We start from the raw sequence: 12,741 nt of genomic DNA, 5'->3' as shown, positions 1-12,741 counted from the left end.
GCCTTATGGGTGGTTCTGTGCAGCCGTTATTGCGGACCGGCGACCGTCGCGGATCAGTCCTTCAACCAGTCCGGCACCCGGTCCAGCGCCAGCAGCTCCTCCACCGGCACGCGCGGCCGGATGACCGAGAACCGGTCGCCGTTCACCAGCACCTCCGGGATCAGCGGGCGGGTGTTGTAGGTGGAGGACATGACCGCGCCGTAAGCCCCCGCCGACAGGATCGCCACCAGATCGTCCGGCGCCATCGCCGGCAGCGCGCGCTGGAGCGCGAAGGTGTCGCCGCTCTCGCAGACCGGGCCGACGACGTCGTAGGGCTCGGTGGCGGCGCCCCTGGCGGGCTCGGTCACCGGGACGATGCCGTGGTAGGCCTCGTAGAGGGTGGGGCGGATCAGGTCGTTCATCGCCGCGTCGACGATGACGAAGCGGCGGTGCAGCCCCTGCTTCAGGTAGATCACCCGCGATACCAGGATGCCGGCGTTGCCGACCAGCGAGCGCCCCGGCTCCAGGGAGATGCGGCAGCCGAGGTTGCCGGTGATCGACTTCACCATGGCGGCATAGTCGGCGATGTCCGGCGGCGCCTCGTGCTTGTAGACGATGCCCAGCCCGCCGCCGAGGTCGAGGCGGGTGATGTCGTGCCCGTCCTCGCGCAGGACGTGGAGCAGAGCGGCCACCCGCTCGTAGGCGGCGCGGAAGGGGGCGAGGTCGGTCAACTGCGACCCGATGTGCACGGCGATGGCCACCGGCTTGATTCCCGGCAGCTTGGCGGCCTGGGCGTAGACCTCCCGCGCGTGGTCGTAGTCGACGCCGAACTTGTTCTCCTTCTTGCCCGTCGCGATCTTGGCGTGGGTCTTGGCGTCCACGTCCGGATTCACGCGGAAGGCGATGGGCGCGGTGACGCCCAGGCTGACCGCCACCTCCGACAGGGCCTCCACCTCGGGAATGGATTCCACGTTGATCTGGTGGATGCCGGCCTCCAGGGCGGCGCGCATCTCCTCGCGCGTCTTGCCGACGCCGGAGAAAATGATCTTGCCCGCCGGGATGCCGCCGGCCAGCGCGCGGCGCATCTCGCCGCCCGACACCACGTCGGCGCCGGCGCCCAGCCGCGCGAAGGCGCGGATGACGGCGAGGTTGGAGTTGGCCTTCACCGCGTAGCAGACGTCGGCGTCCTGCCCCGCGAAGGCCCCGGCGTAGGCGCTGTAATGCGCCTCCAGCGCCGCCGTGGAGTAGCAATAGAAGGGCGTGCCGACTTCCGCCGCGATGGTGGACAGCGGCACGGATTCGGCGTGCATCACGCCGTTGCGGTAGGCGAAGGCGCTCATGGGAAGCGGGCTCCGGAGGACGGCTGACCGGGCTTGGGATCGGTCTTCGGGTTCGGGTAGGTGCCGGGGAATTTGTCGGCCTCCTTGCCCTGCGGCGGATCGACGAAGCTCGGCTTCTTGCCGCAGCCCGCCAGCGTCAGCGCGACGGCGGCGGTCGCCAGGATCAGCAGCGGGCGCCTCACAGGAAGCGCTCCCGCGCCGCCGCGACGGCCTCGCGCACGCGGACGGGGGAGGCGCCGCCGAAGCTGCGCCGGCTGTCCAGCGACGCCTCGATGCTCAGGGCCGGGAAGACGGCCTCGGTGATGCGCGGCTCGATCGCCTGCAACTCCTCCAGCGTCAGGGCGGTCAGGCCGACCCGCTTGTCCTCCGCCGCCTTCACGGCGCGCCCGGTGATGTGGTGCGCCTCGCGGAAGGGGATGTTCAGCTCCCGCACCAGCCAGTCGGCGAGGTCGGTGGCGTTGAGGAAGCCGCGGTCGGTCGCCTCGCGCAGCGCCGGCACGTTCGGCTGCATGTCGCGCACCATGCCTTCCATGGCGGCGATGCACAGCGCCAGCGTGTCGTCGGCCTCGAAGACCGGCTCCTTGTCTTCCTGCATGTCCTTGGAATAGGCCAGCGGCAGGCCCTTCATGGCGACCAGCAGGCTGTTCAGGCTGCCGATGACGCGCCCGGCCTTGGCGCGCACCAGCTCCGCCGCGTCCGGGTTCTTCTTCTGCGGCATGATGGAGGAGCCGGTGGTGAAGGCGTCCGTCAGCTTGATGAAGCGGAACTGGGCGGAACACCACAGCACGATCTCCTCCGCGAAGCGGGAGAGGTGCATGCCGCAGATGCTGGCGGCGGCCAGATACTCCAGCGCGAAGTCGCGGTCCGACACGGCGTCCAGCGAGTTGGCGGTCGGCCGGTCGAAGCCCAGCGCCTCGGCCGTCATGAAGCGGTCGATGGGGTAGGGCGTGCCGGCCAGGGCGGCGGAGCCGAGCGGGCACTCGTTCAGCCGGGCGCGGGCGTCGCGCAGGCGGCCGCGGTCGCGCCCGAACATCTCCACATAGGCCAGCAGATGGTGGCCGAAGCTGACCGGCTGGGCGGCTTGGAGGTGGGTGAAGCCCGGCATCACCGTGTCGGTGTGCTTCTCCGCCAGATCGATCAGCGCGGCCTGGAGCGCCTTCAGCCCCTGGTCGGCGCGGTCGAGCGCGTCGCGCACCCACAGCTTGAAGTCGGTCGCCACCTGGTCGTTGCGCGACCGCCCGGTGTGCAGGCGCTTGGCCGGCTCGCCGATCAGCTCGGCCAGCCGCGCCTCCACGTTCATGTGGATGTCCTCCAGTTCGACCTTGAAGGTGAAGGCCCCGGAGTCGATCTCTTCCTTGACCCGGTCCAGACCATCGCGGATGGCATCGGCGTCGGCCTGGGTTATGATGCCCTGGCGCGCCAGCATGGCGGCGTGGGCCTTCGACCCGGCGATGTCCTGGTCGGCCAGCCGCTTGTCGAAGCCGATGGAGGCGTTGATCCTCTCCATGATGGCGGCGGGACCGCGGGCGAAGCGGCCGCCCCACATCTGGCTGGCGGCCGGGGCCGGGCCATCTTGGGTGGCGCGGTCTTGAGAGTTCGGCTTGGGCTGTTCGGCGCTCATGGCGGACACAATACGGATGGGAGGACGGGAAGCGTGAGTATGCGGACTTTGGCGGCCACCGCAATCTTTTGTGTGACGCTGGGCAGCGCCGGGCTGTGGATGGCGCTGGCCGGCCCGTCGGCCCCGCCGCCGCCCGCCGTGCTGACGCTGGACCAGCCGGCCGGCCCGACCGTTCCCGGAGCGACGCCCGGAGCGATGGCGGTGAGCCTGGACAAGTTCCGCTACATGGAGCCGCTGGCGCCGGTGCCGGAATTGCCCTTCCTGGACGGGGAGGGGCGCCGGGTCGACCTGTCGGAGTTCAAGGACCGTCTGGTCCTGCTGAATCTCTGGGCGACCTGGTGCGCGCCCTGCGTCAAGGAAATGCCGGCGCTCGACCGCCTGCAGGCGCAACTGGGCGGGCCGGGCTTCCAGGTGGTGGCTCTGTCGGTGGACCGCGGGGGCAAGGATCAGGTGCAGCCCTTCTACCAGCGGACCGGCGTGAAGAACCTCGCCCTCTACCTCGACCCGTCGAGCGCCTCCATGCAGACGCTGAAGCTGCGCGGCCTGCCGACCACCCTGCTGGTGGATCAGGAGGGCCGCGAGCTTGGCCGCATCGAAGGGGCGGTGGAGTGGGATTCGCCGGAGGTCATCGCCTTCCTGCGCAAGCACATGGGCCACGGCGGCGGCCCGAACCGCGACAGCCGCAGCGGCGTGGTGAAGACGGGCGGGTGAGGGCTCGGCGGCCTCTGCCCCGCCCGCGCGTCACGGGTCAGTCGCCTTCTCAGCCCAACGGGGACGCATGAAAATTCCAATCGCGATCCTGGCCGTGGGGGCGACGCTTTACGCCGTTGCCCTGCTGTTGGCTTATGTTGCCCAGGATCGCCTGATCTTTCCGGCCATCCCACTCGCGCAGACTCCGGAGGAGGTCGGCGTGGGCGACATGGCGGTTGTGTCCGTCCGCACCGGTGACGGACTCGACCTGCAGGGCTGGTACAAGGCGCCAGCGGCCTTGGGAAAGACGACGCTTCTGCTGTTCCATGGCAATGGCGAGACGGTGGCGTGGAATGGCCACATCGCCCGTGCTCTGATCGACGCAGGGTACGGCGTGTTCATGGCGGAATACCGCGGCTACGGCGGAAATCCCGGGAAGCCGAGCGAGGCCGGCCTCTATCACGACGGACGGGCGGCCTTGGATTTCCTGGAGGCAGCGGGCGCGCGGGTGGTCCTGCACGGCTACTCGCTGGGCAGTGGGGTCGCAGTCCAGCTTGCGACGGAACGGCGTGTCGAGGCCGTGATCCTCGCCGCCCCCTACACCAGCATCGCGGACATCGGTGGCCGGCTGCTTCCCTTTCTGCCGGTGCGCTCACTGCTCCGCCATCCGTTCGACAGCTTTTCAAAGATCGGTCGGGTGAATGCCCCTTTGCTCATCTATCATGGCACCCTCGACCGCATGATTCCGACGGACCATTCGAGTCGTCTGTTCGAGAGCGCCAACACTCCCAAGACGTTCGTCGCGCTCGAGGGCGCCGGTCATGTCGGCCTGTGGGCGTCCGGTGGTGGAACGGCGGTGCTGTCGTTTCTAGGAACATTGCCGGCCGTGATCAGCGATGGCGCCGATCAGGCACAGTAATCTCACTCCGACGCCCCCGACGTTCCCGGCGGAACATCGCCCGGCGGCGCCTGGGTCTGCGGCGGGGCCGGGCCGCGCGCCAATTCGGCCATGATGCCCCGCGCCTCCTCGAAATGGCTGTGCAGCATGGGCAGGGCGTCGCGGGCGAAATCGCCGGTCTCGCCGCCGCGTTCGGCCTGGGCCTCGTACAGCTTGATGGCGCGGGCATGGGTTTCCTCCTCCGCGGCCATGTAGCGGCGGTCGAAGGCCTCCTCCGGGGTGTCGCGCAGGCTCGACATGTGGGCGCGGGCGGACAGGCCCAATTCGCGCGGGATGGGGATGCCGTGGCGCAGCGCCATGCCGGCCAGCCGGTCGGTCTTCAGCCCATGGTCGTCGGCCATGCGGCGGGCGAAGCGGCGGACCGGTTCCGTCTCCGCCCGGTCCTGGGCCAGCTTGCCCAGCGCCTGCTCGGCCATGCCGTCGGCCAGCGCCTCGGCGATGAAGTTGCGCTCCTGCCGCGACAGGGTGGAGGGAGAGGCCGGGACGGAGCCCGGGGCCTGGGCCAGGACCGGGCCGGAGAGACCGGCCGCCAGAGGGCCGACCACCAGCATCGCCGTCAGGAAGCCGCGCCGCATCGCCTCCATCCTTTCCGCTGTTTGACATGGTCCCTTGCGGGCCGTTCCCCTGCGGGACGAACAGAGCGCGAGCGCAGCGGTTCCGCAAAAGCACGAAGCCCACCCCGGTTTCCCGGGGCGGGCTTCGCCAAAACGTCCGTTCGGAACCGCCGCGTCAGCGGGTCGGGACCGGCGGGTTCTTGGAGTAGTCGTAGAAACCGCGGCCGACCTTGCGGCCGACCCAGCCGGCCTCGACATACTTCACCAGCAACGGGCAGGGGCGGTACTTGCTGTCGGCCAGACCCTCGTAGAGGACCTGCATGACCGCCAGACAGGTGTCCAGGCCGATGAAGTCCGCCAGCTCCAGCGGGCCCATCGGGTGGTTGGCGCCCAGCTTCAGCGCCGTGTCGATGGCCTGGACGCCGCCCACCCCCTCGTAGAGGGTGTAGACCGCCTCGTTGATCATCGGCAGCAGGATGCGGTTGACGATGAAGGCCGGGAAGTCCTCGGCCACCGCCGCGGTCTTGCCGATGTTCGCCGTCAGCTCGGCGATCGCGTTGAAGGTCGCCTCGTCCGTCGCGATGCCGCGGATCAGCTCGACGAGCTGCATCACCGGCACCGGGTTCATGAAATGCATGCCCATGAACTTGGACGGGCGGTCCGTCGAGGCGGCGAGGCGGGTGATCGAGATCGACGAGGTGTTCGTCGCGATCAGCGCCTCGGGCTTCAGGTTCGGGACCAGCTTCTTGAAGATCTCGCGCTTGAGCGCTTCGTTCTCCGTCGCCGCCTCGACCACCAGATCGGCGTCATGGAACACGGACAGGTCGGAGCCCGTGGCGATGCGGGCGATCGCCGCCGTCTTGTCGGCCTCCGTCAGCTTCCCCTTCTGAACCTGGCGGTCCATGTTCTTGGAGATGGCGGCCACCGACTTCTGCAGAATCTCCGCGCTGATGTCGGAGATGACGACCTCGTACCCCGCCAGCGCGCAGACGTGGGCGATGCCGCTGCCCATCTGGCCGGCACCGATGACGCCAATCTTCTTGATCGTGGACATATGAGCTTTCCCGCTTGTCTTTTGGCCCGCTGGTCTTCCGAGGAGGACTGGCCGGTTACGCCTTGTCCAGCGCGGCCGTCAGCTCCGGCACCGCCTTGAAGAGGTCGGCGACGAGGCCGTAGTCGGCGACCTGGAAGATCGGCGCCTCCTCGTCCTTGTTGATGGCGACGATGACCTTGCTGTCCTTCATGCCGGCGAGGTGCTGGATGGCCCCGGAGATGCCGACGGCGATGTACAGCTCGGGCGCCACGATCTTGCCGGTCTGGCCGACCTGGTAGTCGTTCGGCACGAAGCCGGCGTCCACCGCGGCGCGGCTGGCCCCGACCGCCGCCCCCAGCTTGTCGGCCAGCGCCTCCAGAAGCTTGAAGTTGTCGCCCGACTGCATGCCGCGGCCGCCCGACACCACGATCTTGGCCTGGGTCAGCTCCGGACGCTCCGACTTCGTCAGCTCCTGGCCGACGAACCTGGCCGAACCGGCGTCGCCCGTCCCGGCGATGCTCTCGACCGTCGCCGAGCCGCCGGTGGCGGCGGCCGCCTCGAAGGCGGTGGTGCGCACCGTGACGACCTTGATCGGGTCGGCGGACTTCACCGTGGCGATGGCGTTGCCGGCGTAGATCGGCCGCTCGAAGGTGTCGGCGGAGACCACCCCGGTGATGTCGGAGATCGCCGCGACGTCGAGCAGCGCGGCGACGCGCGGCAGCAGGTTCTTGCCCTCCGACGAGGCGGCGGCCAGCACATGGCCGTAGCCCTTGGCCAGGCCGACGACCAGCGGCGCGACGTTCTCCGGCAGCGGGTGGGCGTAGGCCGCGTCGTCGGCCAGCAGCACCTTGGACACGCCGGCCACCTTGGCGGCGGCCTCGGCGACGGCCTGGGCGCCCTGGCCGGCGACCAGAATGTGGACTTCCCCACCGATCTTGGCGGCGGCGCTGACGGCGTTCAGCGTGGCCGCCTTCAGCGCGGCGTTGTCGTGTTCGGCAATGACGAGAATGGACATGTCAGATCACTTTCCCTTCAAGGCGCACTGGCCCCTCAGATCGCGCGGGCTTCGTTCTTGAGCTTGTCGACCAGGGCGGCGACGTCGGCGACCTTGACGCCGGCCTTGCGCTTGGCCGGCTCGGCGACCTTGAGCGTGGTCAGGCGCGGCGCCACGTCGACGCCCAGCGCGTCGGGGGCCAGCGTCTCGATGGGCTTCTTCTTGGCCTTCATGATGTTGGGCAGCGAGGCGTAGCGCGGCTCATTCAGGCGCAGGTCGGCGGTGACGACCGCGGGCAGCGTCAGCTGCACCGTCTCCAGCCCGCCGTCGATCTCGCGGGTCACGGTGACCGAGCCCTCGCCCGGCGTGACCTTGGAGGCGAAGGTGCCCTGCGGCCAGCCCAAGAGGGCGGCGAGCATCTGGCCGGTCTGGTTGCAGTCGTCGTCGATCGCCTGCTTGCCGAGGATGACCAGCGTCGGGCCTTCCTTGTCGACGAGCGCCTTGAGCACCTTGGCGACGGCCAGGGGCTGCGTCTCGGCGTCGGTCTGGACCAGGATGCCGCGGTCGGCGCCCATGGCGAGGCCGGTGCGCAGCGTCTCCTGCGCGGCCGTCGGGCCGACGGTGACCACGATGACCTCGGTCGCCGTGCCGGCTTCCTTGAGGCGGACGGCCTCTTCGACGGCGATCTCGTCGAAGGGGTTCATGCTCATCTTCACGTTGGCGGTCTCAACGCCGGAACCGTCCGCCTTGACGCGGATCTTGACGTTGTAATCGACCACCCGCTTGACCGGGACGAGGACCTTCATATCCCACCCTTTTCTTGAATTATGCAGGCGCACCTTCGCCGCTGGCGCCGAATCGGGCAGCTTGTGACAGCGCTGCGACCATAGGAGTTGACGTTTTGGCTGTCAACGCCGCCCACGCCGCAAGCGCGAAGGAGGCGGAATTGCATCAACGGTTTGCACCCGGAACCCACAGCACATCGGCGGTTCCGTTGGCGTTCAGTTTCCGGCCCAGCACGAACAGATGGTCGGACAGGCGGTTGGCGTATCTCACCGCCGCCGGGTTGACCGGCTCCACCTCCGCCAGCTCGGTCATCAGCCGCTCGGCGCGGCGCACCACGGTGCGCGCCAGATGCAGATGCGCCGCCGCGGGCGAGCCGCCGGGCAGGATGAAGGAGGTGAGCGGAGCGAGGTCGGCGTTCATCGCGTCGATCTCCGCCTCCAGCCGGTCCACCTGCGACTCCAGGATCCGCAGCGGCGGGTAGGCCGGGTCCTCCGCCTCCGGCGTGCAGAGGTCGGCGCCCAGGTCGAACAGGTCGTTCTGGATGCGCGACAGCATGGCGTCGGTCTCCGGCTGGTCCGCGGTGTGCAGCCGGACCAGCCCGATGACGGCGTTCGCCTCGTCCACCGTGCCGTAGGCGGCGACGCGCGGGTCGTGCTTGGGCACGCGGCGCCCGTCGCCCAGCGAGGTCTGGCCGCGGTCCCCGCCGCGGGTGTAGATGCGGGTCAGCTTGACCATGATTCCTGTGGGTGTCCTCAATCAGCCGTGGGTCAGGATGGCGAGCAGGAACAGCACGAGCGCCACGCCCTGGAGCGCCACGCGCATCCGCATCGCCCGGTTCGATTTGCGCGAATCGCCCTGTCCGCCGCGCGCCATGAAGAACAGCCCGGAGAACAGCGACGCCACGACGAGTCCGAGCGCCACGATCAGCAGAAACATGACAAGTCCGTTCATGGCGTCATACTACCCCACGGTCCAGGTTACGCCTACACCGGCAAAACCGGTTGCACGGGCATTCCGATGCGAGGCGCCTGTTGCGCTGACGCCCGGTCTTCTTACATTGTCGCGGACGACCCGGACGGCGAGAGGAATTCGGTATGCGGCGGCGGAGTTTCCTGAAGGCGGCGGCGGCCACCGGGCTGGCGGCCTCGGCCGGAGCCTTTCTGACGACGCGCCGCGCCGCGGTGGCCCAGCCGTCGGAAGTGCTGGCCGCCTTCCCCGACCGGTTCGTCTGGGGCGCTTCGACCTCTTCCTACCAGATCGAGGGGGCGGTGACCGCGGGCGGGCGCGGCCCCAGCGTGTGGGACACCTTCAGCCACTCCTTCGGCAAGGTGGCGAACGGCGACACCGGCGACGTGGCCTGCGACCATTACAACCGCTACGCCGAGGACGTCGATCTGATGGCGAAGGCGGGGATGAACGCCTACCGCTTCTCCGTCGCCTGGCCGCGCGTTCAGCCGACCGGCACCGGACCGGCCAACGCAGAGGGTCTGGACTTCTACGACCGGCTGACCGACGCGCTGCTGGCCAAGGGCATCGCGCCCTGGCCCTGCCTCTACCATTGGGACCTGCCCCAGGCGCTTCAGGACCGCGGCGGCTGGACCAACCGCGACATCGCCGGCTGGTTCACCGACTACGCCCAGCTCGTCGCCGCGCGGCTCGGCGACCGGGCCAAGCACTGGTCCATGCTGAACGAGCCGTCCGTCCACGCCATCTTCGGCCACGGGCGGGGCGGGCACGCGCCGGGCATGACCGGCAAGGGCAACTATTTCAAGGCGATCCATCACCAGAACCTCGCCCAGGGCATGGCGCTGAAGGCGCTGCGGGCCGCGGGGGGCGGCAAGGGCTGGCAGCTCGGCACCGTGCTGTCGCTGCAGCCGGTCTGGCCGGTCGGCGGGCTGGACGCCAACTACGCCGCCTCGCTGATGTGGGACGCGGTGTGGAACCGCGCCTGCCTCGACCCGCTGCTGCGCGGCGCCTATCCGGAGCTTCTGCGCGACGGCTTCGCCCCGCTGGTCAAGGCCGGCGACCTGGAGGCGATCCGCCAGCCCATCGACTTCCTGGGCATCAACTACTACAGCCGGATGCACCAGCAGCCGGACCCGGCGGGCCTGTTCGGCACCGGCTACGGCTCCCCGCCGGAGGGCACGCCGACGACCGGGATGGGCTGGCCGGTGGAGCCCGACGGCATCGCCGAGATCCTGATCGAGCTGAAGCAGGAGTACGGCAACCCGCCGGTCTACGTGATGGAGAACGGCGCGGCCTACCCCGAGCAGACCGGGCCGAAGGGCTTCGTCCAGGACAACGACCGCATCAGCTACCTGCGCCGCCACATGCTGGCCGGTCATCAGGCGCTGGAGGAGGGCGTGGACCTGCGCGGCTGGTTCGTGTGGAGCCTGCTGGACAATTTCGAATGGGCCGAGGGCTACCAGCGCCGCTTCGGCCTGATCGAGGTGGACCGCCAGACGCTGGAGCGCCGTCCCAAGGCGAGCTACCACTGGTACGCCGACGTGATCCGCAAGAAGGGCGTCCCGACCTCGGTGTAAAGGGGGCCGGGGCGAGAGGGTGGGGCCGCGATCATGGCGCCTGTTCCCGCCGCCCAGCCGACGCGCTTCGCCATCCAGAAGGCGCGCGGCAAGGGCTGGAAGACGCTGGAGGTCGGGGAGGATCTCGACCACGCCCGCGCCCGCTTCAACCTGATGGTGCGGGTGAATCCGCGCGCCTATTTCCGTCTGATCCAGCTCGACCACAACGCCGGCGCGGGCGGCGACGGGATCGAATTCAACTGGAAGCTCATCGAGCTGCACGACCCGAACCAGGGCGGAGCGGCCGGGGCGGGGCGGCAAGCCGCTCCGGCGAGGACGTCGCCCCGTTCCGCCAAGGCCAGGACCACGGCCAAGGGGCCGCGACGGCGGGAGACGGTCCCGCTGCCCCTGAAATTCTATGCGGCGGTGGTGCTGGCCGGGGTGCTGATCGGCGGCCTGCTCTATCTGCGCTACGGCCTGCCGGGGCCGTGACGGGCGCTCAGTCCTCGGCGGTGTAGCCCTTGCGGCGCATGCACAGCGCGAAGATCTCCTTGCGGTAGCGGAACTGCGGGGTTTCGGGCAGTGGGCGGTAGGGATAGCCGCGCAGTCGCATGGTGTTGTCCACCTGTTCGGTGCACTCGTCGTAGGCGGCGGTCGCCGTGGTCTCCGTGGCCGTCCATTCCCGGTAGGCCGGGGTGCTGCCGCAAGCCGCCAGCATCAGCGTGCCGCCCGCCAGGATCGCGTGTCTCAAGGTCGCCATGCCATGGCCTCCCGCAAAGCGCCCCGTAAGGTGCCATGTATGGATCTATACCACGTTTTTGCGCGCGCATCGGGTAACGGATGGGGAATCGGCCGCTCCTTCCGGAGGCGCCAAGGGGAAGGGGGGACCTGATGCCGCCGCAACGCAGGCGCACAAAAATCGCGCCCGGAAATCCGCCGCAATCTGGTAACACGGTTGCGCATCCACGATAGTGGAACGGCAATGGTCGGTTGGCGTCTCGGACGGAGGATGGTCATGACGGGTGGTTCGCACCGCGCGCGCCGCGCGGTCGCGTTGGCTGTGGTGGTGCCGGTTCTGGCGGTCGGTCTGCTGGCGGGCGCTCCGGCGCGGGCGCAGTCCACGGCCGACATCCAATGGGCCCAGACCATCCTGAAGGACAAGGGCTACAACATCGGCGGGCGGGCCAACGGCCAGATGCACGCCGAGACGAAGGCGGCGCTCGGCAAGTATCAGGCCGCCCACGGGCTGCCGGTGACCAACCAGCTCGACAAGGCGACCATCGCCAAGATGATGAGCGAGCGGGAGGGCAAGGCCCCGGCGACGGTCGGGAACCTCGCCCAGCAGAAGGTCGGCGGCGGCGGTCCCGGCCAGGCGCCGCGCGAGCCGCAGCGCGAGGTGGTGCCCCGCGCCGCGCCCACCCAGCGGATCGACAGCGGGGCGGGCAGCGTCGGCGGCGGCGCGCAGTTCAGCGCCGGCCCGCCCGCGACCAGCAGCAGTTCCTCGTCGGGCGGCCCGTCCGGGGGCGGACCGTCCGGCGCTCCCGCTTCGTCGGCCCCCGCAGCCTCCGCCACGGCGTCTTCCCAGGGGCATGGGCAGGGGCCGGTGCCGCAGGCGGCGCCGCGGGCCAGCGTCACCGCGACCACCCCGTCCGGGCAGCCGGCGCCGGTGGTCGAGCCGGCGGCGGACAGCGGGTCGATGCTGCCGGCCTGGGCCGCCAACGGCGCCCGCTACGGCGTGATGGGGGTGATCGGCGCGACGGTGCTCGGCATCGGCTTCGCGTGGTGGCGCAGCGGGCGGGCCAACGCCTCGCGGCCGGCGCCGCGCAACGACGGCCCGCGCGACCAGCGCCGCGAGCCGAGCTTTGGTGGCGGCCGCCGCCGGGAGGAGCTGACCACCGGCGCCCTGCCGCCGCTCAGCAGCGGCGGGCGCGGGCGGCGGTAGGCCGCGGCCCTCTCGGGCACCCCCGCCCGCCGTCAGGCCATCTGCGACATCGGGCACAGGGCGTTGCCGCAGCCGGACGGGTTGCAGGCGGGCATCGGCGCGGGCGACGGCCTGGACGCGCCGACGCTCGGCGCCATGATCGCCTTCGACACCTCGGTCCCGCCGCAGGACGGGCAGGGCAGGCGCCCGGCCTTTCGGGTGTCGTAATCGGCCATGTTCCTGAACCACTGTTCGAATTCATGGCCGCAGGCGCAGCGCAGGGCGTAGAGGATCATGGGCGGGCTTCCTTCGGTCGTCCTTGGGCACGGCTGTTGCCGGGAAA

General features: G+C 70.0%; 16 protein-coding genes. 5 read left to right on the top strand and 11 right to left on the bottom strand.

The genetic code is table 11. The features are described 5' to 3' along the window. Positions 1–53 precede the first annotated feature (53 nt). The 3 genes from lysA to argH are packed head-to-tail and all read right to left on the bottom strand — an operon-like array spanning position 54 to position 2,865. Complete coding sequence (gene lysA / locus ABVN73_RS19185; protein WP_353859847.1) at positions 54–1,319, bottom strand: diaminopimelate decarboxylase; 1,266 nt, start codon at positions 1,317–1,319, stop codon at positions 54–56. Continuing rightward, the gene (locus ABVN73_RS19180; RefSeq protein ID WP_174441325.1) at positions 1,316–1,501 is read right to left on the bottom strand and encodes a hypothetical protein; all 186 of its coding nucleotides are present in this window, start codon (positions 1,499–1,501) and stop codon (positions 1,316–1,318) included. Before ABVN73_RS19180 ends, lysA begins: the two co-directional genes overlap by 4 nt. Further along, a complete protein-coding gene (gene argH / locus ABVN73_RS19175; protein ID WP_353860827.1) occupies positions 1,498–2,865 on the bottom strand; it encodes an argininosuccinate lyase in 1,368 nt (455 codons plus the stop codon). Before argH ends, ABVN73_RS19180 begins: the two co-directional genes overlap by 4 nt. Positions 2,866–2,979: 114 nt before the next feature. Between argH and ABVN73_RS19170 the strand changes: the two genes are divergently transcribed. Together ABVN73_RS19170 and ABVN73_RS19165 are read left to right on the top strand one after the other, a co-directional pair. Continuing rightward, a complete protein-coding gene (locus ABVN73_RS19170; RefSeq protein WP_353860826.1) occupies positions 2,980–3,651 on the top strand; it encodes a TlpA disulfide reductase family protein in 672 nt (223 codons plus the stop codon). A gap of 67 nt (positions 3,652–3,718) precedes the next feature. Beyond that, a complete protein-coding gene (locus ABVN73_RS19165) occupies positions 3,719–4,549 on the top strand; it encodes an alpha/beta fold hydrolase (protein ID WP_353859846.1) in 831 nt (276 codons plus the stop codon). A 2-nt stretch (positions 4,550–4,551) separates the two neighbouring features. Here the strand turns inward: ABVN73_RS19165 and ABVN73_RS19160 are convergent, their stop codons facing one another. From ABVN73_RS19160 to ABVN73_RS19135, 6 genes are all read right to left on the bottom strand, one after another. After that, positions 4,552–5,163 (bottom strand): DUF4142 domain-containing protein, encoded by a 612-nt coding sequence (locus tag ABVN73_RS19160; RefSeq protein WP_353859845.1) that lies wholly within the window; start codon positions 5,161–5,163, stop codon positions 4,552–4,554. Between the two features lie 154 nt (positions 5,164–5,317). Continuing rightward, positions 5,318–6,196, bottom strand: coding sequence for a 3-hydroxybutyryl-CoA dehydrogenase (locus ABVN73_RS19155; RefSeq protein WP_353859844.1), 879 nt, complete (start codon positions 6,194–6,196; stop codon positions 5,318–5,320). A 55-nt stretch (positions 6,197–6,251) separates the two neighbouring features. Next, positions 6,252–7,190: an FAD-binding protein gene (locus tag ABVN73_RS19150; RefSeq protein WP_353859843.1), complete on the bottom strand. Its 939-nt coding sequence runs from the start codon at positions 7,188–7,190 to the stop codon at positions 6,252–6,254. A 35-nt stretch (positions 7,191–7,225) separates the two neighbouring features. After that, positions 7,226–7,975, bottom strand: a complete 750-nt coding sequence (locus ABVN73_RS19145; RefSeq protein ID WP_353859842.1) for an electron transfer flavoprotein subunit beta/FixA family protein — start codon at positions 7,973–7,975, stop codon at positions 7,226–7,228. 145 nt (positions 7,976–8,120) lie between these two features. Further along, a complete protein-coding gene (locus tag ABVN73_RS19140) occupies positions 8,121–8,690 on the bottom strand; it encodes a cob(I)yrinic acid a,c-diamide adenosyltransferase (RefSeq protein WP_353859841.1) in 570 nt (189 codons plus the stop codon). Between the two features lie 21 nt (positions 8,691–8,711). After that, positions 8,712–8,906 carry a twin transmembrane helix small protein gene (locus ABVN73_RS19135; RefSeq protein ID WP_014197605.1) on the bottom strand — a complete coding sequence of 65 codons (195 nt, stop codon included), beginning with the start codon at positions 8,904–8,906 and terminating at the stop codon, positions 8,712–8,714. A gap of 143 nt (positions 8,907–9,049) precedes the next feature. On the opposite strand from ABVN73_RS19135, the gene ABVN73_RS19130 reads away from it, so the two are divergent. Then, entirely contained in the window at positions 9,050–10,498 is a 1,449-nt protein-coding gene (locus tag ABVN73_RS19130) for a GH1 family beta-glucosidase (protein WP_353859840.1), read from the top strand. A 33-nt stretch (positions 10,499–10,531) separates the two neighbouring features. After that, entirely contained in the window at positions 10,532–10,969 is a 438-nt protein-coding gene (locus ABVN73_RS19125) for a hypothetical protein (RefSeq protein ID WP_353859839.1), read from the top strand. A gap of 7 nt (positions 10,970–10,976) precedes the next feature. Here ABVN73_RS19125 and ABVN73_RS19120 read toward each other — a convergent pair whose 3' ends face one another. Beyond that, complete coding sequence (locus tag ABVN73_RS19120; protein ID WP_114861872.1) at positions 10,977–11,237, bottom strand: hypothetical protein; 261 nt, start codon at positions 11,235–11,237, stop codon at positions 10,977–10,979. Between the two features lie 255 nt (positions 11,238–11,492). Here ABVN73_RS19120 and ABVN73_RS19115 point away from each other — a divergent pair, with 255 nt between their 5' ends. Continuing rightward, the gene (locus ABVN73_RS19115; protein ID WP_353859838.1) at positions 11,493–12,419 is read left to right on the top strand and encodes a peptidoglycan-binding domain-containing protein; all 927 of its coding nucleotides are present in this window, start codon (positions 11,493–11,495) and stop codon (positions 12,417–12,419) included. A gap of 32 nt (positions 12,420–12,451) precedes the next feature. On the opposite strand, the gene ABVN73_RS19110 is transcribed toward ABVN73_RS19115, so the two are convergent. After that, positions 12,452–12,694, bottom strand: a complete 243-nt coding sequence (locus ABVN73_RS19110) for a DUF1178 family protein (RefSeq protein WP_353859837.1) — start codon at positions 12,692–12,694, stop codon at positions 12,452–12,454. Positions 12,695–12,741: the final 47 nt, after the last annotated feature.

The sequence above is a fragment of the Azospirillum formosense genome (genome assembly GCF_040500525.1).
Taxonomy (GTDB): Bacteria; Pseudomonadota; Alphaproteobacteria; order Azospirillales; family Azospirillaceae; genus Azospirillum; species Azospirillum formosense_A.
The sequence above is the reverse complement of the archived record's forward strand: the minus strand, read 5'-3'. Positions and strand labels throughout refer to the sequence as shown.